Origin of the sequence: Hyphomicrobium sp. CS1BSMeth3, from assembly GCF_900117415.1 — a bacterium.
Classification (GTDB): Bacteria; Pseudomonadota; Alphaproteobacteria; order Rhizobiales; family Hyphomicrobiaceae.
Map to the genome: position 1 here is coordinate 1,201,860 of NZ_FPEI01000006.1, position 25,426 is coordinate 1,227,285.

Genomic DNA, 25,426 nt, shown 5'->3' on the forward strand with positions numbered 1-25,426 from the left:
CCTCCTGTCAACCACGGCTGCTCGCTCGTTTGACGGCAGCTCTTCCTTGAGGCATAGAATAATCATTCCATCTGCCTTGTGAAGTGAAATATCCGTATCTTCCGCCGGAATCTGGAGCCCACGTGAGAAAGCATCCCAAACGTTCGGGAATGCAGACGAAATCAGCGCAGCTCAGCGCCTACGACTCGTTGCGTGAAGGCATTGCGCAGCGCTATCCGCTCCTCTCCGACCGTCTGCGCGTGATCGCCGAGTTCGCGCTCGAACACCCGACGGACATGGCTCTCGGCACGGTTGCCGAAGTTGCCGCGCGGGCCAAGGTGCAGCCATCGGCGATCGTTCGCTTTGCACACGCGCTCGGCTTTGGCGGCTTCACGGAGCTGCAGCAAGTCTTTCGCTCGCGCCTCGTTGCCGGCGCCGTGCCGAGCTATCGCGAGCGCATTGACGGGCTGCGCCGCGACGGAAGCTTTCAAGACAGCAGCAACCCGCACGAGCTGCTCGCGCGCTTCGCGTCCGAGGGAACCGTATCGCTGGAGAACCTGCAGGAAAGTGTTCGAGACGCGGATCTGAAGCGTGCCATCGGCCTGATGGGACAAGCGCACGCCATCTACGTGCTTGGCCTCGGCGGCTCGTTTCCGGTCGCCGCCCATCTGACGTACGTCCTGCGCCGGCTCGGGCGGCGAGCGATCCTGCTCGACGGACTGGGTAATGTGCTTGTCGATCACGTCCTGACGGCAACCCGTCGGGATGTCGTCATCGCCGTCAGCTTCCGCCCCTACAATCCTGAGACCGTTCAGCTCGTTCCGGAGTTCCACGCGCGCGGCGTGCCGATCATCGCCGTGACCGACAGCCTGCTCAGCCCGATCGTGCACGGGGCGGATGTCGTGTTCGAGATTCCCGATATGCCCGAGGCCGTGCTGCGCACCATGGTCGCCCCCATGTGCCTCGTCCAAAGCCTCGCCGTCGGCCTGACGATCAAGGCGAACGAGCCTTTGACTTCGGGCGCGACGCGGCTGGCCTCATCCCCTCGGTGATTGAACCGCGCGATGCGCGCAGTCCTCTCCTTCCATTGCCGCCCCTTGTCACGCACGCGCGGATCGTCGAGGTTGGCGCCACAAAACAAGCCCAAAGGAACAGCGATGCCCGCCACGTACGCCAATCACCGCGCGCAGTTGAAAGCCATTTTGGTCGCCTGGGGTATGCCCGACGACAACGCCGAGATCACCGCCGACGTCCTGGCGTGGTCGGATCTGCACGGCGTCGACAGCCACGGCATTTCGATGATCCCGAGCTACGACACGCTGCGCCGGAATGGCCGCGCGCGCATGGACGCCCGGCCGCGGATCATCTCCGAGACGCCCGTGTCGGCGGTGGTGGACGGCGGTGGCGGGCTCGGTCACGTGCCCTCGCATTTCGCCATGTCGACGGCGATCGCCAAAGCCAAGACCGTCGGCATGGCCGCAAGCGTGGTGCGCAGCTCCGCGCATTTCGGCGCCGCGGGATACTTCACCCTGATGGCTGCGAACGCCGGCCTCGTCGGCATGGCCTGCACGTCGGCCTCGGGCATTCAGGTTGCGCCGACCTTCGGCAAGCAGGCGCGTCTTGGCACGGATCCCTGGTCGTTCGCCGCCCCCAGCGCCGACGGCGTACCGTTCCTGCTCGACATGGCGACGACCACGGTCGCAGCGGGGCGCATTCGCAACAAGGCGAACGAAGGCCTCCCGACGCCCGACGGCTGGGTGCTGGATCGCGAGGGCCGCCCCTCCAATGATCCGCTGGTCGCCAAGGAGAAAGGCGGGTTCATGACCTCGCTCGGCGGCTCGCCGGAGAATTCGAGCTACAAGGGCTACGGCCTTGCGGTGATGGTGAACATCCTCGCGTCCTGCCTGTCGGGCGCGACGCTCATCACCGATCCCGAGCACACGAAGAAGCCTGTCGGCCAGGACATCGGGCACTTCTTCATGGCCATCGATCCCGCCATCTTCCGGGGCGCCGGCGATTTCGAAAGCGACGTTGCGAGCTTCCTCGGCGTGCTCAGAGCCACGACGCCGGTCGATCCGGCCCAGCCCGTCATGGTGGCCGGCGATCCGCAGTGGAAAACGGCCGAGACGCGCCTGCGCGACGGCATCCCGGTTGGCGCCGGATTGCTCGCGCAGATCCGGCAGATCGCACAGGCTGCTGCGGCCCCTTGGCTGCTCGACTGACAATCGCACGATAGAAGTCGGCGCTGCCGATCGCGCCTGCGCGGCCATCATCTTCAGCCCGAAGGGCTGTGGATGATTGGCCGCTCTAAACCGATCGGTGGATGCGACACGTCGGACACACCCATAGTTTCGCGCGCTTGGGCCGAGGGCTCACGATCGCGGGACGAGGGATAGGGTATGCGAGAGCACTACAAGCTACGGACGATTGAGATTCTTGCACACGCGGCAGCAGCGGTCCGCCACAAATCGGCGGGCGCGATGATCAATTTCATCGTCTGACCTGAGGCAATCACACCCCGCGCAAAGGCTCGAGACACAGAGCTTCGCGGGATCGATGAGCCCGGCCGGCTGCATCAGCGGTAAGCCTGAAATCGTCTACCAGTGAGCTGCGGTTGATCCCGATGCACGACGAAGTTGCGCAAAAGCCACAAGCGTCGACTGGACAGCTCGGCGATCTTGCCCTAGTGATCCCGGCCGCTGTCACGAGATTGTCGTCTTCCGGAGGGGGCCGCCAATGACGGAATGCCACGGAAGTGCATCAGCATATTCATTAGCCAGCCCGGATATCGTCTCAGAGGAATTCGAAGGCGAGTTTGTCATCCTCGATCTGAGCTGCGGAAAATATTACAGCATGGATCCGGCAGCGAGCGTGCTCTGGCGCGCCATCGTGGCCGGCGTGCACCTGCAGGACCTCGCCGCGGCCGTCGACGGTGCTCCTGCCGTCACGGCTCAGTCCATTCACGAGTTTGCAGAGAAGCTTGTGAGCTACGGCTGCCTCGTGCGCTCCGGCGCACAAGCATCCGCTCCGATCGACCCCGCCACGATCGACACGCTGAGGGCGAGCACCAACCCTCCCACTGTCGAGATGTTCGACGATTTGGCCGATCTCATCCTTGCAGATCCGATCCATGACGTCGAGGAGACGGCGGGATGGCCCATTCGCAAGCCGACCGCGGCGAATTGAATGGCGATGCGGCGACGGAGATGTCGCGTGATCTTCTCGCTTTTGCCAGCGAGCTGCTGAGCTTTGCCGAGCGAGAGCACGGACGGCTTCCGCATCAGCGCACCTTCATCCTTCCCGGTGTGTCTCTGGGCACTGGCTATTCCGCGCCTCAGTTCGCCGAGCTTTGCGACCGGGCCTATCTGTCCGCGTCCGCTCCCGAGGATGCTCATTCGGTAGCGCTCGCCGTGCTGGATTACGAAGCGCTCCCGCACATGCCGCGATGGCGCGGACCTGCGCCCGGTTTTCACGACGTGACATCCGGGCTCGCGGCGCACGGCCTGCGCGCGGCATACGACGCGGGATATGCGACCTGGGATATCTACGACCCCGCGCGCGGACTGGGTGTTCGCGCAATGGAGGCGACGGCGCTGCGGCCGCCATGGGAGCCATCCTTTCCGCTGCGCCTGCTGCTGCACTGGGCAGCCCGAGATCCGCGCCGCGGCATGATCCACGCGGGCACCCTCGGGCATCGAGGCTACGGGGTATTTCTGGTCGGCGCGGGAGGTTCCGGAAAATCCGGCACCACGCTCTCCGGCATCCTGCATGGACTGACCAGCGTCGGCGACGACTACGTGGCGGTCAGCTCGCGCGACGCCATCGTCGAAGCGCTGCCGGTACTGCGGCGCATGAAGCAGGATGTGGCGGGGCTGCGCCGGCTTGGTCTCGAAGCTGGGAAAGGCCCTCTCGACGGGCCGCCCAACTGGCAAGGCAAGATCGAGTTCGACTTCGAGGCCCTGGCTGCCGGCGCGCGCGCCGAGCGCCTGACCATGACCGCGATCCTCATGCCGCACATAGCAAGGGCGCCGTCCTCATCGTTCCGACCAGCCACCGCCAAGGAGGCCATGATCGCCATGGCGCCGAGCAGTCTTTTTCAGCTTCACGGGAGCTGGCGCGAGGATTTCGGATTGATCGCGTCGGTCGCGCGCACCTTGCCGGCATTCCATCTCGATCTCAGCGAGGATCCGGGAGAGATCGCCGCTGCAATCCGGTCCTTTCTCGAGAGCAGGTCGGCGCGATGAAAATCTCCATCCACATGCCCGCCTACAATGCCGAGAGCACGATCGGCTCGGCTCTCAAATCGCTTCTCCGCCAGCGCGACGCAGGCGAGCTCGACATCATCGTCGTGGATGATGGCTCGACCGACAGCACGCGCGATGCCATCGGCGCCCTCGCCGCCACGGCACCGGAGATCAGGCTGCTCTGCGTGCCTCACGGCGGCATTTCGAAAGCCCGGAACACGGCACTGCGGGCGACGCGGCCGGACACGGATCTCATCACCTTTCTGGACGCCGACGATCTGTCGCCCGCGGGCAGATTGGCACGCGATGCCGCTCTCCTGAAAGCGGATCCGGGTCTCCAGTTCGTATACTCCAAAATTCGTTTCTTCGATCTCGAGGACGCCGAGCATCTGGCACCGAGCGCAACGTCGCATGCCGTCGATGGCTGGATCGGCCAACTCGGTCAGGCGCTGTTCCGGCGCGAAGTCCTCGAAGCGGCTGGGCCATTCGACGAGACGCTGCAGCAGTCCGAGGATCTCGATCTCTGGTTTCGCATCTTCGCCGAGCAGCCCAAATACGCGGTCACCGAAGAGATCGGCGTGTACTACCGGAAGAACCACGGCAGCATCACCGAAAATCGCCGTCAGTTCCGGCAGGAGCTGATGAGGACCTTGTTCAGACATCGCAAGCGGCAACCCAAACTCGGCGAGCTCGGTCTGCCGCAAGGCTTCATCTCGGCCGACCACATGGCGGAGCTTCGGACATGGGTAAAATGATCGCCTATAGCGCCGTCATTCCAGCCTTCAATACGCAAGCCTACATCGCCGACGCGATCCTCTCGATCCGCGCTCAAACAGTGCCGCCGCAGGAGATCATCGTCGTCGACGACGGCTCGACCGACCGAACGGTGGAGGTCGTGAGAAGTCTCGGCGCCGATATCCGGATCATTCGCCAGGAAAATCGCGGCGCCGGTCCGGCCACCACAGCCGCGATCGAAGCGGTAACGACCGGCCTGATCGCCGGCCTCGATTCCGATGATATCTGGCTGCCGCACAAGATGGAGCGGCAGTTGCAGGCATTGCAGGAAATGCCCGAGATCGCGGGCTGCTTTGCGAGAATGCGGCAGTTCCAACACGGCGCCGACATGGATGCGGATGGCCCCGTCGCCGACTCGTGGCTCCGGTCGTCCATGGTCATGCGCACCGAGGTTGCGCTCGGCGCCGGGCCGATCGTCGGGCGGATCGGAGAGCTCGTGGACTGGCTGGCGCGCATTCGCGAGCGGGGCCATCGCCTGCATCTTCTCCCCGAGGTCCTGGCATTGCGCCGCGCGCGCCCAGGGAGTCTCACCTACGACCGTGACGCCGCATGTAGCAGCGCCTATTTGCTCGCCGCCCGCAAAGCAATCCTGCGGCGGCGCGAGACGCCCGCAAGATAGAGGGCCCCAACATGCTCCTTATGCCGCGACATTTCTCGGCCTCACGACGCTTTCCCCAGCTCTCATGGGCCTGGCCGAACGGCAGCCGTCAGCTTCTTGTCATGGCGGCGGGCCACGCCGACGAGACGCGTGCCGCTGAGGCGCTCATCGAGTGGCTGTCGACGACGGACATCGATAGCTGTCACTTTCCCGAGCAGCGGCTTCTGGTGCGGATTGCCAGCCGCTTTCCCGAGACGCGCCTCAAAGTGGCCGAGCGTGCGCGCCTCAATGGCATCGTGCGGTTGCTCTGGACGAGATCGCGCCTCACTCTCGACAATGCCGCGCCGGCTCTCAAGGCCCTGCGCGAGGCCGGCGTAGAGCTGCTCGTCCTCAAGGGCATGGCGCTCACCGCGCTCAACATGCAGAACCTCAAGGGACGCATCGCGCACGATGTCGATATCCTCGTGCGCCCTTCCCACGTAGCGACTGCGCTCTCGACCATGGACCGCAGCGGCTGGCGCTCTGCGCGCGGCGAGTCGGGGCTGTTTCTCATGAAGCGCGGCGCGGCATTCCGCAGCCTCAACTTCCTGAAGGCGCCATTCGGCGACATAGACCTGCACACGCGGGCGTATCACACTGCGAAGCCCGACAGTGCACCCGAGACGGGCCTTTGGACGAGGAGCGCGCGGGCCGAGCTGCTGGGCATCGACGTGCTCGTGCCGAGCGCGACCGACCGGCTCGTGATCGCCATCGCGCACGGTGCTCTCGATGCCCATCGCCACAGCGACTGGCTCATCGACTGCGCGCAGATCGCCGGCGAGGGCGAAGTCGACTGGCCGCTGGTCGTGAGCCTTGCGACAGAGCTTGGCATCCCGGCGGAGGTGACGCTCGCCCTGACGTATGTGCGCGAGGTCCTGGGCTACCCAATTCCGGAGAGCATCCTTGCGCAGCTCTGGAGTGCCGCAAGGAGCATGCCAGCCGACTACTACAAGGCGCTCATGCTCGGCTATCCGAGGGCCCGGCACTCGATGGTCAGCAGCGTCGGGCGGCGCATCTTCAAGGCCCGGCATCAGGCGCAGGTCAAGGCCGCCAACGGCAGTGTCGGCTCCGCCGCCGATCCCCGCATCGAGATGCGCAGGATCGGTCGTCCGGCGGAGTTACCGGACAGCCCGCCGGCGCTGCGCCACCGCGTCAGCATCGCGCCTGGAGCACAACGGTGCGCGATCGTGATTGCCATGGAAGGCGCCGGCCCGGCCCGGCGCTATGTATTCGAAGTCAACACGCACGACCGCCACCTCGCACAGATCACGTACAGGGATCTGTTCGGCCGCGGAGAGCTCTTCCTCGGTGCGGAGATTGGACTGCCTGGTGACGTCGCCGTCGACCACATCTGGATCGAAGCGCGTCAGTCCGGAATTCTCGTGCCCGGACATTCGGCCGACGAGCAGGCGAAGTTCGGCCCGCGGCCCTTCCGCCTTCTCGCGAGTTGAGTCTCGGCTTCTAGTCCTGCGTCGGATCCTCGTCGCCGGACATATGGCGGACGATCGCCTGCCGCACGGCGTCCGGTTGCTCGGAGAGCGCGTTCGTGAGCGCGCGCAGGTGGCGCCGCGTATCATGAAGCTGGTCGATCAACGAGAGAATGACCGGCAGGCTCGCGTGGTCCAGTCCCATGCGGTAGTGCAGGTCGCAGGCGAGCGCCACACGGGTCTCATCGATACGATCGAAGAGATAGCCTTCGGCATCGCTGTGCGGCGCAATCACGCCTTCTTCGATCCAGGTCATGAGCACCCGGTGCTCGAGGACAGTGAACTGCGCAATGAGCTCGCTTTCACGGATCATGTCAGGTTGCTCCCTTTCTGCGCGGTTGCTGCGGATGGCTCTTCTCCCACTCGGCCATGAACTGCGCGAGCGCCTCGTCCGCGCCTTCCGGTGGCACAATGTGGATCTCGACGAGTTGATCGCCGCGTTCACCGGACTTGCCGCGTAGCGCGCCCTTGCCGCGCAGTCGCAGCTTCGTGCCCTCTTTGGCGCCTTTCGGCACTTTGACGTCGACCTGTCCGTCCACCGTCTCGATGCGCACGCTGGCGCCGTTCAGCGCCTCGCCGAGCGAGACCGGCAGCTCGCTCACGATATCCGCCCCCTCGCGCCTGAAGCCCGGATGAGGCCGAACGGAGATCTGAACATATGCGTCGCCGGACTGGCCGTCGGAGCCCGGCAACCCCTGCCCCTTGAGGCGAAGCACCTGACCGTCGTCAACACCGGCCGGGATTGCAATATCGAGCGTCTTGCCGTCCGGCATGGACACCACCTTGCGCGCGCCGTTCACAGCATCGAGAAAATCGATCTCGAGAGCATAGCGCACGTCCCGCGGCGGCATGCGGAAGCCGCCGTGCTCACCGCGCCCGCGGAAAAGGTCGGCGAAGACATCGAAGTCCAAATCGGCCTCGCCGCCGCTCTGCGCCCCGGCCGTCCCGCGGCGGCTGTAGCGCATGTTCGGATCGGCTTCGGCGTACTCGCGGTAGAAGTGCCGCTCGGGCTGGCGCTCGGCACCGGTCTCGTCGATCTCGCCGGCGTCGTAGCGCTTACGCTTGTCCGCATCTCCGATGATGTCGTAAGCGGCATTGATCTCCTTGAAGCGGCTCTCGGCCTCGGGCTTACCCGGATTGAGATCAGGATGCGTTTCCTTGGCGGCCTTGCGGTAGGCCTTGCGGATGTCGTCCTGGGTGGCGCTGGGCGCGACGCCCAGGATCTCATAGGGATTGGCCATGCTGTCTCACGTCAGGATCCAGATGTGGCGCGATCGCGCAGAGAGCACCCGAGCAGACTACGCCAGCCCATGCAGCGCCATCAACGGCAGAGCGACGCGTGCCGAGGCCGCAAACCGACATCGGCAACCAACTACTAAACGTGCTTCAGGCCAAAATGTTGCCGCCTGTCGGCAATCGCGGTTGGTGAAGCATAAAATTAGATCCAGCGGACGCAGCATAGTCGCCCGCTGGATGATTTGCGCCGCCGGCAGGCTCGCGCGTTACCAGGGCCGCCAGTCGGACTGGCCGATGCGATCATCATAGACCGCCCGCGCATTGAAACGCTTCCAGGTTGCGGTCACCTTCGCGCCGACGGGAATGCGCTCGTAGAGCTCGATCACGTGCGCGTTGTGCATCCTCACGCAACCCCGTGACACGTTCTGCCCGATGGTCGAAGGCGCGTCCGTGCCGTGAATGCGATAGAGCGTGCTGCCCAGATACAGGGCGCGCGCGCCCATGGGGTTCTTCGGATCGCCGCCGGGCACGGTTGGCGGGATGCTCGGATTTTCACGTCGCATTTCCGCGGTCGGCGTCCAAGGCGGATCGACGCGCTTCTGGGTAACGCGTTGCACGCCCTCCCAGCGACTTTCGGCCCGTGGCACGCTGATCGGATAGCTCACAGCGCGGCCGCGGCTGGTCACGTGATAGAGCCGCCGGTCGCCGAAGCTCACGATGACCTCACCTGGTTCAACCGCCGGATCGAAATGAACGACGCGCCGGTCCGAAACCGTATTTTTTCCTGTGTCCTCGCCGGACAGCCAGTCAAACAGGCCCTGGGCCTGCGCTGCTTGCGGAGGCACGAAGAGCAGTGCAGCGAGTGCGGCCACAGCGCCGGTGGCGGCACTGCGAAGCCGAGAAGTTCCATTCATGATGTGCGTATCCTGACCCGCGCCCGTGATGGCGCATAGCTTCTGAAGTGGTGGGGTGGAAGCTCGGAGAGGATCTTTAAATGTGCATGCGCCGTGTCGCGGCGTACACCGCATCATAACTGAGATGAAGGTGCGGCCCCGAGCTCCAGGAGCTCGCCCCGGCGATGCCGAGTTGCTTATCCGGCAGCGGAATGCTCGCTGACGCACCTGGCTCGCCGCATTTGCGCTTCGCGACCGGATCGAGCATCGACGCGGCTGCACGCGGCGCAAGTTTGCACCGATGCTTCTTCGGAAGCTGATGATGGCAGAGCGAACCTGAAAGGTGCTGGCTGCTCAGATGCGCGCGGGACATTTCCGGCGCCGGATCATCCACGCGTGCAGCGTCCGCGCTCGTGCCGAGCGCCATCAGCACGACAAAAATCGCCAGAAGCCCTATGGCCAGGCCTTTGAGGATGTCTGTCAGTGACCTCGACATGCCGACACGCGTGTCCTTGATCCGCAAAGATCGAAATGATCTCGCGAAGCACAACGTAGTGGTGTTCGCCTGGTTTTGGGAGCTGCGCGAGGCGGACTTCTGAAGTCCCGTGGCGTCGCTGCCACAATTTCTCGGCGCGCCCCCTTGATGCGCCAGAAGGATGCAGGCTGCGACGTCAGCGCGCACGGCGACATATCAGTCGTGCCGGCCGTGCCCGAGCCGTCCGCTCCGACTTACCTCTTGTCAGGCCGCGCCTGTTCTGGCACGTTCATTATATCCATACGGATATAGCGTGAGAAGTACCCCTTGAAGCGCGCCGCCATCCCAGCGCCGGTCCTGAACCTTGGCAGACGCGCCATGACGGCGCCGCTGTCACTCAAATCGGCGCCCCTCGTGCTGGTTGAACGGCCGCAGGACGGTCCGCTCCCGATCGCACGCCGCGCAAAAATCTGGGAGCTCTCGCGCTATCTGCACTGCTCGATCATCGGCACCTGCCTCTCGACGGCCGAGCTCCGCCACATCCTGGCCAAATCGGGCTTCCTCACGGACGGTGCCTGCGACCACGAACTGCACGGCAGAGGCGTGACGGTCGCGGGCCAGTCGGACGTTGCCGGCAAGCTTCTGCACAAGGCGCTCGACAAGCGTCACCGCCAAGCCATCAACCAGTTTGCCAAGGCCAAGAGCGCCGCAGAGCTGACCGCGCTATGGCGCGAGGCGCTGGCACGCGGCGAGGTCCCTGGTGCCTACTGGGCGGCTCTGACACACCCGGAGGCATCCGACGATCTCGTCCGGCAGATGTTCGGCGAAGTGCACATGCTTTCGCACCTCGTCGGCGCGGCCAATCGCGCGGACATCCGGCGGCTGACCGACCTCGAAGCGGAGAATGCCCAACTGCGGGAGAAGCTGCGGCGCCAGGAGGCCCATCTTCGCGAAGGTCTCTCGACGCGCGACGCGACAATCCGCGATTTGAACCAACTTCTCGCCCGTCGGATTGCAGAGCAGGTCAGCGGTACAAGCGCGTCCTCGACGTCATCCGAGCACGCGACGCTTACCGCGGTCGTGAGCGATCTCGAGCGCCGCGTCGGTGCTGAAAGCCGGCGGCGCGCCGCACTCGAAGCGCGCCTGGAGCGTCTTGCGGAGGAGGCTCGCCGTGATCGGGAAGCCCGATCGGCAGCAGAAGCGCGCGAGCAGACGCTCAGGGATGAGCTGGAGACACTCGAAGCGCGCCTGGCCTTCCCGGTCGAGGTCGCGTCCACGCCGGAGCTGACCGACCGCTTCGAGGGACTTGCCGTTCTCTATGTCGGCGGGCGCCAGCAACAGCAGAGCCATCTCAAGTCCCTGGCAACGCCCATGGGGATCGAGTTGCTGTTCCACGATGGTGGTATCGACGACCGCCACGGCCTCCTCGCCGGCATGGTCAGCCGCGCTGATGTCGTCATGTTCCCGGTCGATTGCGTGAGCCACGAAGCCGTGTCGGCCGTGAAGCGCTTGTGCCGCAACGCCGGCAAGCCGTTCGTCCCGCTCCGCACTGGCGGGCTCAGCTCGTTTCTTGCCGCGCTCGAGCGCATGGCCCCCTCGCAGGTGAGCCGCGAAAGCGCTGCATCGGCTTCGGCCTGACATCGGCTTCCGTTTCCGGCTTGCAACCCGCCGGCCGATGTATCCGCCGGGATATAGGTTGATCAACGATCCAGGAGGAGGTCGCTTAGACATGGCACGAGCTGCTCCAGACGACCGATCGGCGGACCGGCCTGTGCGGCTTGCAGAAGCGCTCGAGCTCGTTCGCCGTCAGCTCCCATTGGTTCGGGAGCAGGAGCAGGTCGGCCTTCTCGAGGCACGCGGGCGCATTCTGGCAGCCCCACTCGCAGCGCCAGTCGATCTGCCGCTTTACGACAGCTCCGCGATGGACGGATTTGCCGTTCGCTCCGAGGATCTGCTGCCGGGCGCAGTTCCCTCGCTGAAGATCGTCGGGGAGGCCGCCGCGGGCCATCCATTCGGCGACATCCTCTCGGAAGGCGAAGCCGTTCGCATTCTCACAGGCGGCCGCCTGCCGGACGGTGCCGACCGAATCATCGAGCAAGAGTTGTGTCTCACCGCCGGAGACCGCGTGTATGTGCGCGGTGAAATCTCCGCCAAAGACAACTGGCGACGGCGCGGAGAGGACGTGCGCGCCGGCACTCAACTCTTTCCCGCCGGCCACCGGCCTCGCGCCCAAGATGTGACGCTCGCGGGGGCGCTCGGCGTGCAGCACGTCACGGTATTTCGTCGGCTACGCGTCGGCCTGTTCTCGACGGGCGATGAGTTGCGCGAACCCGGACACGCGCTCCGAGGTGGACAGATCTGGGATGCCAATCGGCTGCTGCTGCCGGGCCTCCTGGAGCCGCTCGCGTGCGACGTCCGCGACTATGGGATCCTCCAGGATGCCCCTCGAGAGATCGAGAGTGCGTTGCTCGCGGCGGCGCGCGATTGCGACCTGCTCATTACAACGGGAGGCATGTCGGTCGGGACCGAAGATCACATGCGCGCCGTCATCGGCCGTCGCGGCTCGCTGGAGGTATGGCCCCTCGCCATCAAGCCCGGACGGCCCGTCGGCCTCGGAGATATCGACGACTGTCCTATTCTCGCGCTGCCCGGCAATCCGACAGCGGCCGCCATTGCCTTCATCGCGTTCGGCCACCCCATCGTGAGCATGATGGCTGGCGTTCAAAATGATCAACCGCTGTTGCTCACCCTGCCTGCCGGCTTCACATTCGAGAAGAAGCACGGTGTTCGGCAGTTCCTGCTTGCTGACCTTGCTCGCGGTGCGGAAGGGATAAGCGTGGCCATTCCGCTGGCGCAGCAAAGTCCGGCCATGCTGTCACCGCTGGCGCAAGCACGCGGGCTCATTGTGCTGCCGGAGGCGTGCACGATAGTGGCCCCCGGCGATCCCGTCATGTTCGTTCCACTCGACGCCTTCCTGCGGTGAGCCCCCCGTATGGCGCGGCCTCCGCACGTGGGTCTGTTGTAGAAAAGCTGTGGGCGTGATGTGCATCCGCCAAACGCTCGACACGACCTCTTGCGGCTCAAATGAGAATCACCAACTAGATATAGATGTCGTGGTCCTGAAGCCGCCGTGGCTTCGGGCTAAGAGTGAAGCCGGTGAGCCTTTTCGGAGGTGATTCCGGCGCTGCCCCCGCAACTGTGAGCGGCGAGCGCTTGTCCGATCCGTGTCACTGAGGTCGCAAGACCTTGGGAAGGCCAGGACAAGTGCAGCGACCCGCGAGCCAGGAGACCTACCCCGACGCCAAAACAACGTCCTCGGGCGGGGTGTCCCGGTGGTCGCTGGCAGGTCTGTCTTGCGCGATTTTTCGCGCTGTTCCCGCTCGCGCCCGCTCGGCCCATGCCCCCAATGAAATGGGGTCAAGCCGGTGTCCTATACTCTCGAAGCCAAATCAGCCGATATCGCTGAAGGCCGCAGCGCTCGGTCAACTTCAGCGGCGGCCAAATCCGCGCCGGCGTACCAGGTCATTCGTCGCAACGGCACCGTCACGCCGTTCGACGCAAGCAAAATCACGATCGCCCTGACCAAGGCTTTCCTCGCCGTCGAAGGCGGGCGCGCGGCCGCCTCGCGCCGCGTGCACGAGGTCGTCGAGGAGCTGACACAGCAGATCGCGACCGCACTTATGCGCCGGAGCGATGTCGGCCGCACATTCCACATCGAAGAGATCCAGGACCAGGTCGAGCTCGCGCTCATGCGGGGCGGGCATCACAAGGTCGCGCGCGCCTACGTGCTCTATCGCGAGGCACGGGCGAAGGAGCGCGCCGCCGAAAAGGCCGCCCCGCCTGCGCCGAGCATTCAGCTCAATGTCACCAACGCCGACGGGTCGAAGTCGCCGCTCGACGAGCGGCGTCTGATCGGCGTCATCGAGGAAGCCTGCGCCGGTCTTGCGGATGTCTCGCCTGCGCCCATCCTGGCCGAGACGCGACGCAATCTCTACGACGGCATCACGCTGGACGAGCTGGCTCTCGCGCCGATCATGGCGGCGCGCACGCTGATCGAGCAGGAGCCGAACTACGCCTATGTCAGCGCGCGCCTGCTGCTCGACAAGCTGCGCCGCGAGGCGCTTTCGTATGCACATGGGCGCTCTGAGCAGGCCACGCAGGCCGAGATGACGGCAGGCTACGCCGAGTACTTCCCGGCCTATATCGCGACGGGCATCAAGGCAGGCCTGCTCGATCCCGAGCTCGGCCGCTTCGATCTCGAGCGCATGGCCGCCGCGCTGAAGCCCGATCGTGATCTGCAGTTCCAGTTCCTCGGCCTCCAGACGCTGTACGACCGCTACTTCCTGCACGTGCACGGCACGCGCTTCGAGCTGCCGCAGGCATTCTTCATGCGCGTCGCCATGGGCCTCGCCATCCGCGAGATCGACCGCGAGGCGCGCGCCATCGCGTTCTACGACCTGATCTCCTCCTTCGACTTCATGTGCTCGACGCCGACGCTCTTCAATGCCGGCACGACGCATCCGCAGCTCTCGTCGTGCTTCCTTACGACCGTGTCGGACGATCTCGACGGCATCTTCAAGTCCATCAAGGACAATGCGCTGCTAGCCAAGTACTCGGGCGGTCTCGGCAATGACTGGAGCCGCGTCCGCGGGCTCGGTGCGCACATCAAAGGCACCAATGGCCAGAGCCAGGGCGTGGTGCCCTTCCTGAAGGTCGCGAACGACACCGCGATCGCCGTCAATCAGGGCGGCAAGCGTAAGGGCGCCGTGTGCGCGTATCTGGAGACGTGGCACGTCGACATCGAGGAGTTCCTGGATCTCAGGAAGAACACCGGCGACGACCGCCGCCGCACGCACGACATGAACACGGCTAACTGGGTGCCGGATCTGTTCATGCAGCGCGTGGCCGAGGACGGGCAGTGGACCCTCTTCTCTCCGGACGAGACGCCGGACCTGCACGATCTGTATGGCGCGGCCTTCGCCGAGCGTTACGCGCACTACGAGCAGAAGGCCGAGCGCATGGAGATGCGCGTCGCCAAGCGCGTGCGCGCGGTGGACCTGTGGCGGCGGATGCTCACCATGCTGTTCGAGACGGGGCATCCCTGGATCACGTTCAAGGACCCGTGCAACATCCGTTCGCCTCAGCAGCACTGCGGCGTCATCCATTCCTCGAACCTGTGCACGGAGATCACGCTCAACACGTCCGACAGCGAGGTCGCCGTCTGCAATCTCGGTTCGATCAACCTCGCCGCGCACGTCACCGAGAAGGGTCTCGATCAGGAGCGTCTGGCGCGCACGGTCAACACGGCCATGCGGATGCTGGACAACGTCATCGACATCAACTTCTACACGATCCCCGAGGCGCGTCGCTCGAACCTTCGGCATCGCCCGGTCGGGCTCGGCCTGATGGGGCATCAGGATGCCTTGCACGCGCTCCGCATCCCGATCGGCTCCGACGAGGCCGTGAAGTTCGCCGACGAGAGCATGGAGGCGATCAGCTACTGCGCGATCTCGGCCTCGGTCGATCTTGCGGAGGAACGTGGCCGCTATGCCTCGTTTGATGGCTCGCTCTGGAGCCGCGGCATCCTGCCGATCGACTCCATGCAGCTCCTCGCGGATGCGCGCGGCGAATATATGCGGGCGGACACCTCGACGACGCTCGACTGGGACAGCCTGCGCCAGCGCGTGATGACGTCGGGGATGCGCAATTCCAACGTGATGGCGATCGCCCCGACGGCCACGATCTCCAACATCGTCGGTGTCGCACAGTCGATCGAGCCGGCCTTCCGCAATCTCTACGTCAAGGCCAACATGTCCGGCGACTTCACGGTCGTGAACCCGTACCTCGTTCGCGACCTCAAAGCCCGCGGCCTCTGGGACGAGGTGATGATCTCCGACCTCAAGTACTTCGACGGCTCGCTCGGTCCTATCGACCGCGTGCCGGAAGATTTAAAGGCCCTATACGCAACGGCCTTCGAGATCGATGCGCATTGGCTCGTGGATGCTGCAGCGCGCCGCCAGAAATGGATCGACCAGGCGCAGTCGTTGAATCTCTATCTGGCCGCACCGAACGGCCGCAAGCTCGACGCGCTCTATCGCTTGGCCTGGGAGCGCGGACTAAAGACGACCTATTACCTGCGCACGCAGTCTGCGACGCACGTCGAGAAATCGACACTGAAGGGCACCGACGGCAAGCTCAATGCAGTGTCGGCCGGTGGCGGGATGCTCTCGGCGCCTGAGGAAACCGCGTCGCCACCCATCATGGCCTGCTCGATCGACGATCCGACCTGCGAAGCCTGCCAGTAAGCCAACAACAAGCATTCAAGAACCGGAGATGCCGACAATGCTCGACTGGTCCGAACCAGCAGCCCCCGTGACGACACCCGCAGCGCGCAAGCCGATTCCGAAAGCGCCGGCACTTCCCGCAGACAGCACGGGCCTCGGAGAGATCGAGCGCGGCGGCGCGCGCGTCTCGGTGGACGACAAGCGCATGATCAACTGCCGCGCCGATGTGAACCAGCTCCTGCCGCTCAAGTACAAGTGGGCCTGGGAGAAGTACCTCGCCGCCTGCAACAACCACTGGATGCCAACCGAGGTGTCCATGCAGGCGGACATCGCGCTTTGGAAATCACGCGACGGCCTCACGGAGGACGAGCGGCGCGCCATCAAGCGCAATCTCGGCTTCTTCGCGGCGTCGGAGTCGCTCGTCGCCAACAACATCGTGCTGGCCATCTACCGCCACCTCACGAACCCCGAGTGCCGGCAGTACCTGCTGCGCCAGGCCTTCGAGGAGGCCGTGCACACGCACACTTTCCAGTACATCGTTGAAAGCCTCGGCCTCGACGAGGGCGAGCTCTTCAACATGTACCGCGAGGTGCCCTCGATCACCGACAAGGCGGCGTGGGCCCTGAAGCACACCAAGAACCTCGACGATGCCGACTTCAAGACCGGCACGCCCGAGGCCGATCAGGACTTCATGCGCGATCTCGTCGCCTTCTACGTCGTATTCGAAGGCATGTGGTTCTACACCGGCTTCGCGCAGATCCTCTCGCTCGGCCGGCGCAACAAGATGGTCGGCATTGCCGAGCAGTACCAGTACATCCTGCGCGACGAGAGCATCCATCTGAACTTCGGCATCGACGTGATCAATCAGATCAAGGTCGAGAACCCGCATCTCTGGACGAAGGCCTTCCAGGACGAAGTGCGGGGAATGCTGCGTGAAGCGGCGGAGCTCGAGGCATCCTATGGCCGCGATACCATGCCGCGCGGTTTCCTCGGCCTCAATGCGGCGCTCTGCGAGCAATACATGCACTTCATCGCCAATCGCCGCTGCGCGCAGCTCGGCCTCGCGCCCGTGTTCAAGGAAACCGAGAACCCGTTCCCCTGGATGTCCGAGGCCATGGACCTCAAGAAGGAGAAGAATTTCTTCGAGACCCGCGTCATCGAATACCAGAACGGCGGCGCGCTCAGTTGGGAGTGACAGAGCTGACGGCAGGCGCCTAGTATGCCTGCCGTCAGTATTTGCGCCCCGTGGCGCCGCTCGTACGGGAATGCCTCAATGAGCCCTTTCATTGCCGCGGTTGTCCAAACCGCATCCGTTGCTTTCGATCCCGCCCGCACTGTCGAGAAGCTCGGCGATTATGCCGTCAAGGCCGCGGCTCAAGGTGCCAAGCTGGTCGTATTTCCGGAGGCGTTCGTCGGCGGCTATCCCAAGGGGCTCGACTTCGGCGCGCGCGTTGGTTCGCGCTCGGCGGCCGGTCGCGATGCATTCCGAGTCTACTACGACGGCGCGATCGAGGTGCCGGGACCGCACGCCGCGCGAATGGGCGAGATCGCGGCCGCCAACAGCATCTATCTCGTGACCGGCATCATCGAACGCGACCAAGGCACGCTCTACTGCACCGTGCTGCACTATGCGCCGGACGGCACGCTGATCGGCAAGCATCGCAAGCTGATGCCGACCGCGGCCGAACGCCTCGTCTGGGGTTTCGGCGATGGCTCGACGCTCCCGGTCTTCGACACGCCGCACGGCAAGCTCGGCTCGGTCATCTGCTGGGAGAACTACATGCCCATGCTGCGCATGGCCATGTACAGCAAGGGCGTCTCCCTCTACTGCGCGCCGACCGCGGACGATCGGGAGACATGGCTCTCGACCATGCGCCACATCGCACTCGAGGGACGTTGCTTCGTGTTTTCATCCTGCCAGTTCACGCGCCGCAGCGACTATCCGGCGGATTACCCCATCGATGGCAATCCGGCGCCGGATAGCATTCTCATGCGCGGGGGAAGCTGCATCATCGGCCCGCTCGGCCAGATGCTCACGGAGCGGGTCTTCGATCAGGATGCCATCCTCACGGCAGAGATCGATCCGGGCGAGGTCGCGCGCGGGAAGTACGATTTCGACGTGGCCGGACACTATGCCCGTCCCGACGTCTTCCGCCTCATGGTCAATGAGACCCCGCAGTCCGCAGTGCAGACGAATGCCCCGGCCGTCTTCGGCGTCCGCGGCGATTTTTGAGCCGTCTCAGCACGCGCTCGACACCGGTCCGCGCCTTTGATACAGAGAAAGCGCCGACGGTCCCCGCAAGGGGATAACAGGGAATTCGGTGCGCGGGCTCTGCCCGCTAGTCCGAAGCTGCCCCCGCAACTGTAAGCGGTGAAGGGTGCTCATCAACGCCACTGGGGTCACGATCCCGGGAAGGCGAGCGCCTCAAGCCCGCGAGCCAGGAGACCTACCGCCGGATTGAGCCCCATTGAAGCCGGTCGGGGTGCATCGGCGGAGGTAGAGAAATGACCGCACCGGTTAAAGCTCCGCCGCGCGCCTATTGCGCGGGATTTCCGCTTATCACGCACGCAGCGCGCTTCCTCCGAGGCTGAGCCATGACCGCGCCGCGACTGCTGTCGCGGCTCGAACGTGCGGCACTCGGCCGGACGCGCTCCCGTGCGGCGCACGAGCTTGCGGACTATCCCGATGCTCGTGACTTCTTCCGTGCGAGGCAGCGCAGTAACCAGCCGCACGATCCGGGCCGCCTGATCGAAACCGCCTTCCTCGGCGCCGTGCCGGAGGATGATGCCGAAGCCTTGCTCATCGCGTGGCTGACCGTCCTGCCCGAAGGCGTGGATGCGCCCGCGGCCGCAGCTCATCTCGCGCGCCATCTCAATCAGCTTCTCCAGCGTCCGCCGTCGCGCGCCCAGCGTCGGTTGCTCGATCTTCTTGCCTACGTCGCCGCGCACAAGCGAACGACCGGCACCCCGCTCACATCTGATCTCAAGCGAAAGGCCTAGCCATGACCAAAGCTGCGAACCTCGGCTTCCCGCGCATCGGCGCCAAGCGTGAGCTGAAACAGGCAACCGAAGCCTACTGGAAAGGCGCGATCGACGCGCCGGCGCTGCTCGCGGCCGGCGCGGCACTCCGCGCGCGACACTGGCAGCTACAGAAGGAGGCCGGGATCGACGTGATCCCGTCGAACGACTTCTCCTTCTACGATCAGATGCTCGATATGACGGCGACGGTCGGCGCCATTCCGCCGCGATTTCTGGCCGATGCGGACGCAAAACCCACCCACCCGAACGGCAGCGCGCGCGGAGCCATGGAGGCCGCTGCGAACGGCCAGGGCAATCCCGCGCTCGACCTCTACTTTGCCATGGCGCGCGGCTCGAAAGCTGCGCCGGCAATGGAGATGACCAAGTGGTTCGACACGAACTACCACTACATCGTGCCGGAGTTCTACAAGGGACAGGCCTTCAAACTATCGTCGCGGAAGGCGATCGACGAGTTCAAGGAGGCGAAAGCTCTCGGCATCCACACGCGCCCCGTTTTGATCGGGCCCGTGACGTACCTCGTGCTCAGCAAGGCCAAGAGCGAAGGCCTTGATCCGCTGTCCCTGCTGGATACGCTGCTCCCCGTCTATGCCGAGCTTCTGGCGGAGCTCAAGACGGCGGGCGCCGACTGGGTGCAGATGGACGAGCCCATTCTGGCGCTCGATCTCACGCAGCCACAGCGTCGTGCCCTGAGGCTCGCCTACAAGCATCTGGCGCCACACGCGCCGAAGATCATGGTCGCGAGCTATTTCGGGACTTACGGCGACAACCTTTCGGTCGCGGCGGATCTGCCTGTCCAGGGCCACCATGTGGATGCGGTGCGCGGATGGGCGGAAGTCGACAAGGTACTGAGCGCCCTGCCGGCGGAGCGAACGCTCTCGCTCGGCGTGGTGGATGGCCGCAATGTCTGGCGCACGAACCTGTGGGGCGCCTTCGAGATCATCGAGCGAGCCATGAAAGCGCGCGGCGGCGACAATCTTCAGATCGCGCCGTCGTGCTCGCTCATTCACGCGCCTGTCGACCTCGACAATGAGACGAAGCTCGATCCCGAGCTGAAGAGCTGGATGGCCTTCGCCAAGCAGAAGCTTCATGAGGTCGCCGCGCTCGCCGTAGCCGCCTCGAAGGGGCAGGCGGCAGTGGGAACCGCCTTCGAGGCGAGCGATAAGGCCGCGCGCGCCAGAGAGGCGTCCCCGCGCATCCACAATCCAGAAGTTGCAGCGCGTATCGAGCACGTGACCGAGCAGGACCTCACGCGACGCAGCTCATTTCAGGCGCGTCGTGCAAAGCAGCGGGCCGCCTTCGGCCTTCCGGCTTTCCCGACGACGACGATCGGATCGTTCCCGCAGACAGAGGCCGTGCGCAAGGCACGTGCTGCGCACAAGCGCGGAGAAATGAGCGATGCCGCCTATGGCGAGTTCCTGCGCGAGGAGACGGAGAAAGCCGTCCGCATTCAGGAAGAGCTGGATATCGATGTGCTCGTCCACGGCGAGTTCGAGCGCAACGACATGGTCGAATATTTCGGCGAGCAGCTCTCCGGCTTCGCGTTCACGCAGAACGGGTGGGTGCAGTCGTACGGCTCGCGCTACGTGAAGCCGCCGGTGATCTTCGGCGACGTCTCGCGCCCGAAGCCGATGACCGTCGAATGGTCCTCCTATGCGCAGTCGCTGACCAAGCGGCCCATGAAGGGCATGCTGACGGGCCCCGTCACCATTCTGCAGTGGTCCTTCGTGCGGGACGATCAGCCTCGCTCGGTCACCTGCCAGCAGATCGCTCTCGCGATCAGGGATGAAGTGCTCGATCTCGAGAAGGCCGGTATCCGCCTCATTCAGATCGACGAGCCCGCATTGCGCGAAGGACTGCCGCTGCGCGCTGCCGAGCACGAAGCATACCTGAAATGGGCGGTCGACTGCTTCCGACTGGCGGCTGCGGGCGTTGCCGACGCGACGCAGATCCACACGCACATGTGCTACTGCGAATTCAACGACATCATGCCGTCGATCGCAGCGCTCGATGCCGACGTGATCTCCATCGAGACGTCGCGCTCCGACATGGAGCTGCTCGAGAGCTTCTCCGATTTCAAGTATCCGAACGAGATCGGACCGGGCGTCTACGACATCCATTCGCCGCGATGCCCCGGTGCGCAGGACATGACCGCGCTGCTGAAGAAGGCCAAGGAGCGTCTCGCGCCAGATCAGATCTGGGTCAATCCCGACTGTGGCCTCAAGACGCGTCGCTGGGAGGAAGTGAAGCCGGCGCTCGAGAACATGGTCGCGGCAGCAAAGGCCATGCGGGGACGCGCCTGAGGCAACACTGCCCGCGCGATTGACGCGCAGCCTCAAGAGGCGGACGTACTCCGCGGCAATCCCGATCGTGCCGATCACAAGCCGCAGTACGTCCGCCGGATAGCCTAAACGCCGAGCAGGTGCTCGATGCGGATCGGCAATTCGTGGATGCGCCGTCCGGTTGCATGGAAGACGGCATTTGCTATAGCCGGCGCCATGCCGACGAGCGAGACCTCGCCGAGCCCCTTCACGCCAAGGGGATTGACGTGCGGATCGACCTCGTCGACGAACAGCACATCCAAGTCCGGAATGTCGAGGTTCACCGGGAGCAAGTACTCTGCCATGTGCGCGTTGACGGGGCGCCCATCGCGTGCGTCGAGTGACGTGTGCTCCATCAAGGCCATGCCGATGCCGCCGATCATGCCGCCCAGACACTGACTTCGCGCGAGCCTCGGATTGACGATGCGTCCTGCACCGTACGCCCCGAGCGCCCGTCTCACGCGCGCGATGCCGACATCGGGATCGACGGAAACCTCCACGAACACCGCGCCGAAAGCGTGCATGGAGTACTTGTTGTCGATCTCGGGATCTCGCGCGACGCTCACGGTCGCCTCAACCGGCACGCCGCCGGCAGCACCAACGATCTCGGCGTAGGACTGGCCGCTTGCCGCGCCTCCTTTCCGGCGCAGATGGCCATCGACCCATTCCAATGCCTCCTTGCCCATGTTGTGCGCCGGCGAGCGCGGGTTCGCGGCCGCGCGCTCGACAAGCAGATCCTGGACGGCGAGGCAGGCCGCCCGAATGGCCGAGCCGACAGCCGCCATGGTTTGCGATCCACCATGCGGCGGTGCTGGTGGAAAATCCGAGTTCCCGAGGCTGAAGCGAACGCGCCCGACAGGAATGCCGAGCGTATCCGCCGCGACCTGGGTCATGGATGTGTACGTGCCAGGCCCCATATCGCTGGCCGCGCTCTCGATTTCCGCCGTGCCATCGGCGAGAAGGCGCGCCCGCGCACTGGCCGGGAATTGCATCGCAGGATATGTCGCGGTCGCCGTGCCCATGCCGATCAACAGTCGCCCATCGCGCATGGACTGCGGCTCGGGCGTTCGCTTGGCCCAGCCGAAGCGCTCCGCGCCAATGTCATAGCACGCCATGAGCGAGCGGCTCGAGAACGGCCTGTTCGTGCTCTCGTCGATCCGAGGCTCGTTGCGCCGGCGAAGCTCGATCGGATCGATCCCGAGCTTGTAGGCGAGCTCATCGAGCGCTGTCTCGAGTGCGTACATGCCGCTCGCCTCGCCGGGCCCGCGCATGTATGTGGGCGTGCCCGTGTCGAGCGGCACCAGACGGTAGCGGGTCCTCACATTCGGGCACGAATACATGAAGTCCGTACCGGACGTGAGCGACTCGATGAACTGCTCGTAGCGGCTCGTCTCGCCTGTGCCCTCATGAATGATGCTGGTCAGTCGGCCGTCGCGCGTAGCGCCAAGCGCCATGCGTTGCAGTGTCCGTGGCCGATGCCCGGTGGTGAATGACATCTGTCGGCGCGTGAGCGCGAGCTTGACCGGCCGCCCCACTTGCCGCGCGGCCAATGCGGCGAGAGTGACGTGCGGCCACGTGCGCAGGCTCGTTCCGAATGCGCCGCCGACGAAGGGGCAGATCACCTGCACATTTTCTGGTGCCATGCCGAAGACCGCCGCGATCTCTTCCTGCTCGTTGGCGACGAACTGGCTCTTGCTCCAGAGCGTCAGGCGATCGCCATCCCATGCCGCAATAGTTGCATGGGGCTCCATTGGATGATGGTTCTGCCGCGCGATGTCCGACGTGATATCGACCGCCACGGCCGCCGACGCGAGGGCGGCCTCAGGATCTCCGCGAACGTTGTCGGCTTCCAGTCGGCCGTCCGCTTCAGGCGCGATCGGCTTTGCCTGCTTGTCGCGCGGGCCGACGATCGGATGCTGCGCATCATACGTAATGCGCAACGCCGCGGCCGCGCGCTCCGCACGCACCAGAGTGTCGGCGACGACGAGCGCCACAGGCTGGCCATAGAAGCGCACCTGATCATCCTGCAGCACGTGCAGGCGCTCGCCATAGGAAGGATCGATACCGCCCTTGTGTGGATTGTACGGAAGGCGGGGCGCATTGAGATGGCTGATGATGGCCAGAACGCCAGGCAGGTGCTCGGCCGCCGGATCGATCCCCGTGATGCGCCCGAGGCCGATCGTGCTCGAGACGATCACTGCATAGGCCTGATTGGGCTGATTGAACTCGGCTGCGTAGCGTGCCGCGCCAGTAACCTTTGCGCGCCCGTCGATACGGGTGAGCGGCTTTCCAATGGCTTGCGGGTTCATGGCACATCTCTCGCCAGTTCGAGGGCCCGGACGATGGTTGCGGGCATGAGCTCCATCTTGAACTTGTTGCCCGATCTGGCCTGCGCTCCGGCGAGAGACAGGCGCGCCGCCAGCTCGAACGAGGAGCGGTCCGCCGGCCGACCGGCCAGCGCCTGCTCGCAGGCACGCATGCGCCAGGGCTTGGTTCCAACGCCACCGCACGCGATACGCGCCTCGCGGATGACACCGTTCTCCAGATCGAGCAGAGCAGCGGCCGAGACGACCGCGAACTCATAGGATGAGCGATCGCGGACCTTGAGATATCGGGCTCTCGGCGCGTACCGACCACCCGGCACGCGGATAGCCGTGATGAGCTCGCCAGGCTGCAATGTGTGCTCGAGATGCGGCGTCGTACCGGGAAGGCGGAACAGATCCTCGACCGGAAAGGTGCGCTCTCCGTTCGGCCCCAGGACCTGCATGGTGGCATCGAGCGCAACCAGGGCCACGGCAACATCGGAGGCATGTGTCGCGAGACAATGACTGCTCGTGCCGAGCACGGCGTGATTGCCGTTGTAGCCGTCCATCGCAGAGCATCCAGAGTCTGGCGTACGTTTGTTGCAGCCGGCATCGAGCATCCGAAAATACGGACAGCGCGTGCGCTGGAGCAGATTGCCGCCCATCGTTGCGAGATTGCGCAACTGCGGTGAGGCACCCTCGAGCAGCGCTTCGGAAATGACCGGCTGCAGGCGCTTCACGTCCGGATGCGCCGCGCACGCCGACATCGTCACGAGAGCACCTATGACGAGATCGTCTCCGTCGGCCTGGAGGCGCTTCAACGGCAGCGCATTGATGTCGACCAGGCGATCGGGCTGTTCGACCTCCTCGCGCATCAGATCGACGAGCGTCGTGCCGCCCGCGATGTAGCGCGCCCCGGCCCTCGCAGCGGCAATCGCATCACCGACGCTCGACGCTTTCTGCAAGCTGAAAGGGATCATAGCTTGCCCCCTTTCGCGACGTCGGAGATGGCTTCGACAATGCCGGCATAGGCACCGCATCGGCAGATGTTGCCGCTCATCCAGGCTTTGATTTCCTGCACCGATCCCGCATGGCCTTCGGATATGCAGGCGACACCGGACATGATCTGGCCGGGCGTGCAGTAGCCGCACTGAAGGCCGTCCCGCTCGATGAATGCCTGCTGCAGGGGATGCAGATCGTCGCCCTTGGCGAGCCCTTCGATCGTCGTGATCTCGGCACCATCGTGCATCGCCGCCAATGCGAGGCAGGAATTGATCCGCTGGCCATTCAGAAGGACGGTGCACGCGCCGCACGCACCTGCATTGCAGCCCTTCTTGGTCCCCGTGAGGTCTAGCGTCTCGCGCAGGATATCGAGGATCGACTGGCGCGGATCGACAGAGAGCGTGCGCGGCTGGCCATTGACGATGAGGCGAATGGTGCTGCCCTCTGCCGCTGCAGAGGTCGTTGGTCCAGTCTGCTGGGCGTTCGACGCTGGCGCCGTGGCGAAGGCCACTGCACTTGCTGCCGTCTGCAATGCGGCGCGCCGCGTTACGCGCGCAGGAGGGTCGCTGCGCCCCTGGCTTCCAGTGTGCTCTGCGTCTGTGGACATGGCTATGATCACTCCATTTTCATGGTTTCTCTCTCTTCCACTTCCATGCAATCCCCCCTAGGCCGATCGGGTCGACCTCACCTGACACCCTCGAACTGCGATTTCGTGCAGAGCGACCAACGGGGCT

General features: G+C 64.8%; 21 protein-coding genes and 2 riboswitches. Of the genes, 14 read left to right on the plus strand and 7 right to left on the minus strand.

What is annotated here, in order from left to right; translation table 11 throughout:
- The first annotated feature begins 149 nt into the window (after positions 1 to 149).
- The 7 genes from CS1BSM3_RS20710 (at position 150) to CS1BSM3_RS20740 (ending at position 7,106) form a co-directional block, all read left to right on the plus strand.
- Entirely contained in the window at positions 150 to 1,031 is an 882-nt protein-coding gene (locus tag CS1BSM3_RS20710) for a MurR/RpiR family transcriptional regulator (protein WP_072390311.1), read from the plus strand.
- A gap of 105 nt (positions 1,032 to 1,136) precedes the next feature.
- Positions 1,137 to 2,201, plus strand: coding sequence for an Ldh family oxidoreductase (locus CS1BSM3_RS20715; RefSeq protein ID WP_072390314.1), 1,065 nt, complete (start codon positions 1,137 to 1,139; stop codon positions 2,199 to 2,201).
- 631 nt (positions 2,202 to 2,832) lie between these two features.
- Positions 2,833 to 3,165, plus strand: a complete 333-nt coding sequence (locus CS1BSM3_RS20720; RefSeq protein ID WP_143149304.1) for a hypothetical protein — start codon at positions 2,833 to 2,835, stop codon at positions 3,163 to 3,165.
- A complete protein-coding gene (locus CS1BSM3_RS28340) occupies positions 3,132 to 4,223 on the plus strand; it encodes a phosphoenolpyruvate carboxykinase (ATP) (protein WP_072390320.1) in 1,092 nt (363 codons plus the stop codon). Before CS1BSM3_RS20720 ends, CS1BSM3_RS28340 begins: the two co-directional genes overlap by 34 nt.
- Positions 4,220 to 4,978, plus strand: a complete 759-nt coding sequence (locus CS1BSM3_RS28345; protein WP_072390323.1) for a glycosyltransferase family 2 protein — start codon at positions 4,220 to 4,222, stop codon at positions 4,976 to 4,978. Before CS1BSM3_RS28340 ends, CS1BSM3_RS28345 begins: the two co-directional genes overlap by 4 nt.
- The gene (locus CS1BSM3_RS20735; RefSeq protein ID WP_083528769.1) at positions 4,966 to 5,637 is read left to right on the plus strand and encodes a glycosyltransferase family 2 protein; all 672 of its coding nucleotides are present in this window, start codon (positions 4,966 to 4,968) and stop codon (positions 5,635 to 5,637) included. Before CS1BSM3_RS28345 ends, CS1BSM3_RS20735 begins: the two co-directional genes overlap by 13 nt.
- 11 nt (positions 5,638 to 5,648) lie before the next feature.
- Positions 5,649 to 7,106, plus strand: coding sequence for a nucleotidyltransferase family protein (locus CS1BSM3_RS20740; protein ID WP_083528770.1), 1,458 nt, complete (start codon positions 5,649 to 5,651; stop codon positions 7,104 to 7,106).
- Between the two features lie 10 nt (positions 7,107 to 7,116).
- Here CS1BSM3_RS20740 and CS1BSM3_RS20745 read toward each other — a convergent pair whose 3' ends face one another.
- The 4 genes from CS1BSM3_RS20745 to CS1BSM3_RS20760 form a co-directional block, all read right to left on the minus strand.
- On the minus strand, positions 7,117 to 7,455 hold the full coding sequence (locus tag CS1BSM3_RS20745; protein ID WP_072390332.1) for a chaperone modulator CbpM: 339 nt from the start codon (positions 7,453 to 7,455) through the stop codon (positions 7,117 to 7,119).
- 1 nt (position 7,456) lies between these two features.
- Positions 7,457 to 8,383, minus strand: a complete 927-nt coding sequence (locus CS1BSM3_RS20750; protein ID WP_072390335.1) for a DnaJ C-terminal domain-containing protein — start codon at positions 8,381 to 8,383, stop codon at positions 7,457 to 7,459.
- Between the two features lie 261 nt (positions 8,384 to 8,644).
- Positions 8,645 to 9,292 (minus strand): L,D-transpeptidase, encoded by a 648-nt coding sequence (locus tag CS1BSM3_RS20755; RefSeq protein WP_072390338.1) that lies wholly within the window; start codon positions 9,290 to 9,292, stop codon positions 8,645 to 8,647.
- Between the two features lie 76 nt (positions 9,293 to 9,368).
- A complete protein-coding gene (locus CS1BSM3_RS20760) occupies positions 9,369 to 9,767 on the minus strand; it encodes a hypothetical protein (RefSeq protein WP_072390340.1) in 399 nt (132 codons plus the stop codon).
- Positions 9,768 to 10,124: 357 nt separating this feature from the next.
- On the opposite strand from CS1BSM3_RS20760, the gene CS1BSM3_RS20765 reads away from it, so the two are divergent.
- The 7 genes from CS1BSM3_RS20765 (at position 10,125) to metE (ending at position 21,369) form a co-directional block, all read left to right on the plus strand.
- Positions 10,125 to 11,384 (plus strand): DUF2325 domain-containing protein, encoded by a 1,260-nt coding sequence (locus CS1BSM3_RS20765; protein WP_174263742.1) that lies wholly within the window; start codon positions 10,125 to 10,127, stop codon positions 11,382 to 11,384.
- A 91-nt stretch (positions 11,385 to 11,475) separates the two neighbouring features.
- Entirely contained in the window at positions 11,476 to 12,729 is a 1,254-nt protein-coding gene (gene glp / locus CS1BSM3_RS20770; RefSeq protein WP_072390347.1) for a molybdopterin molybdotransferase MoeA, read from the plus strand.
- Positions 12,730 to 12,843: 114 nt separating this feature from the next.
- A riboswitch (cobalamin riboswitch) is annotated at positions 12,844 to 13,059 on the plus strand.
- Positions 13,060 to 13,171: 112 nt separating this feature from the next.
- A complete protein-coding gene (locus CS1BSM3_RS20775) occupies positions 13,172 to 16,051 on the plus strand; it encodes a ribonucleoside-diphosphate reductase subunit alpha (RefSeq protein WP_072390350.1) in 2,880 nt (959 codons plus the stop codon).
- Between the two features lie 37 nt (positions 16,052 to 16,088).
- Positions 16,089 to 17,225 carry a ribonucleotide-diphosphate reductase subunit beta gene (locus tag CS1BSM3_RS20780; RefSeq protein ID WP_072390353.1) on the plus strand — a complete coding sequence of 379 codons (1,137 nt, stop codon included), beginning with the start codon at positions 16,089 to 16,091 and terminating at the stop codon, positions 17,223 to 17,225.
- 78 nt (positions 17,226 to 17,303) lie between these two features.
- Positions 17,304 to 18,263, plus strand: a complete 960-nt coding sequence (locus CS1BSM3_RS20785; RefSeq protein ID WP_083528772.1) for a carbon-nitrogen hydrolase family protein — start codon at positions 17,304 to 17,306, stop codon at positions 18,261 to 18,263.
- Between the two features lie 40 nt (positions 18,264 to 18,303).
- Positions 18,304 to 18,500, plus strand: a riboswitch (cobalamin riboswitch).
- A gap of 125 nt (positions 18,501 to 18,625) precedes the next feature.
- Entirely contained in the window at positions 18,626 to 19,030 is a 405-nt protein-coding gene (locus CS1BSM3_RS20790) for a hypothetical protein (protein WP_072390358.1), read from the plus strand.
- Between the two features lie 2 nt (positions 19,031 to 19,032).
- The gene (metE, locus tag CS1BSM3_RS20795; protein ID WP_072390362.1) at positions 19,033 to 21,369 is read left to right on the plus strand and encodes a 5-methyltetrahydropteroyltriglutamate--homocysteine S-methyltransferase; all 2,337 of its coding nucleotides are present in this window, start codon (positions 19,033 to 19,035) and stop codon (positions 21,367 to 21,369) included.
- A gap of 104 nt (positions 21,370 to 21,473) precedes the next feature.
- Here metE and CS1BSM3_RS20800 read toward each other — a convergent pair whose 3' ends face one another.
- Genes CS1BSM3_RS20800 through CS1BSM3_RS20810 form a run of 3 tightly spaced genes read right to left on the minus strand, consistent with a single transcriptional unit; the run spans position 21,474 to position 25,299 of the window.
- Positions 21,474 to 23,696: a xanthine dehydrogenase family protein molybdopterin-binding subunit gene (locus CS1BSM3_RS20800; RefSeq protein WP_072390365.1), complete on the minus strand. Its 2,223-nt coding sequence runs from the start codon at positions 23,694 to 23,696 to the stop codon at positions 21,474 to 21,476.
- Entirely contained in the window at positions 23,693 to 24,670 is a 978-nt protein-coding gene (locus CS1BSM3_RS20805; RefSeq protein ID WP_072390368.1) for an FAD binding domain-containing protein, read from the minus strand. The genes CS1BSM3_RS20800 and CS1BSM3_RS20805 overlap by 4 nt, the downstream gene beginning before the upstream one ends.
- Positions 24,667 to 25,299, minus strand: a complete 633-nt coding sequence (locus tag CS1BSM3_RS20810) for a (2Fe-2S)-binding protein (RefSeq protein ID WP_072390371.1) — start codon at positions 25,297 to 25,299, stop codon at positions 24,667 to 24,669. The genes CS1BSM3_RS20805 and CS1BSM3_RS20810 overlap by 4 nt, the downstream gene beginning before the upstream one ends.
- Positions 25,300 to 25,426: the final 127 nt, after the last annotated feature.

Coding starts and splice junctions, on each gene's coding strand:
- CS1BSM3_RS20710 (WP_072390311.1), top strand. CDS start 150: ATGCAGACGAAATCAGCGCAGCTCAGCGCCTACGACTCGTTGCGTGAA.
- CS1BSM3_RS20715 (WP_072390314.1), top strand. CDS start 1,137: ATGCCCGCCACGTACGCCAATCACCGCGCGCAGTTGAAAGCCATTTTG.
- CS1BSM3_RS20720 (WP_143149304.1), top strand. CDS start 2,833: ATGGATCCGGCAGCGAGCGTGCTCTGGCGCGCCATCGTGGCCGGCGTG.
- CS1BSM3_RS28340 (WP_072390320.1), top strand. CDS start 3,132: ATGGCCCATTCGCAAGCCGACCGCGGCGAATTGAATGGCGATGCGGCG.
- CS1BSM3_RS28345 (WP_072390323.1), top strand. CDS start 4,220: ATGAAAATCTCCATCCACATGCCCGCCTACAATGCCGAGAGCACGATC.
- CS1BSM3_RS20735 (WP_083528769.1), top strand. CDS start 4,966: ATGGGTAAAATGATCGCCTATAGCGCCGTCATTCCAGCCTTCAATACG.
- CS1BSM3_RS20740 (WP_083528770.1), top strand. CDS start 5,649: ATGCTCCTTATGCCGCGACATTTCTCGGCCTCACGACGCTTTCCCCAG.
- CS1BSM3_RS20745 (WP_072390332.1), bottom strand. CDS start 7,455: ATGATCCGTGAAAGCGAGCTCATTGCGCAGTTCACTGTCCTCGAGCAC.
- CS1BSM3_RS20750 (WP_072390335.1), bottom strand. CDS start 8,383: ATGGCCAATCCCTATGAGATCCTGGGCGTCGCGCCCAGCGCCACCCAG.
- CS1BSM3_RS20755 (WP_072390338.1), bottom strand. CDS start 9,292: ATGAATGGAACTTCTCGGCTTCGCAGTGCCGCCACCGGCGCTGTGGCC.
- CS1BSM3_RS20760 (WP_072390340.1), bottom strand. CDS start 9,767: ATGTCGAGGTCACTGACAGACATCCTCAAAGGCCTGGCCATAGGGCTT.
- CS1BSM3_RS20765 (WP_174263742.1), top strand. CDS start 10,125: ATGACGGCGCCGCTGTCACTCAAATCGGCGCCCCTCGTGCTGGTTGAA.
- glp (WP_072390347.1), top strand. CDS start 11,476: ATGGCACGAGCTGCTCCAGACGACCGATCGGCGGACCGGCCTGTGCGG.
- CS1BSM3_RS20780 (WP_072390353.1), top strand. CDS start 16,089: ATGCTCGACTGGTCCGAACCAGCAGCCCCCGTGACGACACCCGCAGCG.
- CS1BSM3_RS20785 (WP_083528772.1), top strand. CDS start 17,304: ATGAGCCCTTTCATTGCCGCGGTTGTCCAAACCGCATCCGTTGCTTTC.
- CS1BSM3_RS20790 (WP_072390358.1), top strand. CDS start 18,626: ATGACCGCGCCGCGACTGCTGTCGCGGCTCGAACGTGCGGCACTCGGC.
- metE (WP_072390362.1), top strand. CDS start 19,033: ATGACCAAAGCTGCGAACCTCGGCTTCCCGCGCATCGGCGCCAAGCGT.
- CS1BSM3_RS20800 (WP_072390365.1), bottom strand. CDS start 23,696: ATGAACCCGCAAGCCATTGGAAAGCCGCTCACCCGTATCGACGGGCGC.
- CS1BSM3_RS20805 (WP_072390368.1), bottom strand. CDS start 24,670: ATGATCCCTTTCAGCTTGCAGAAAGCGTCGAGCGTCGGTGATGCGATT.
- CS1BSM3_RS20810 (WP_072390371.1), bottom strand. CDS start 25,299: ATGTCCACAGACGCAGAGCACACTGGAAGCCAGGGGCGCAGCGACCCT.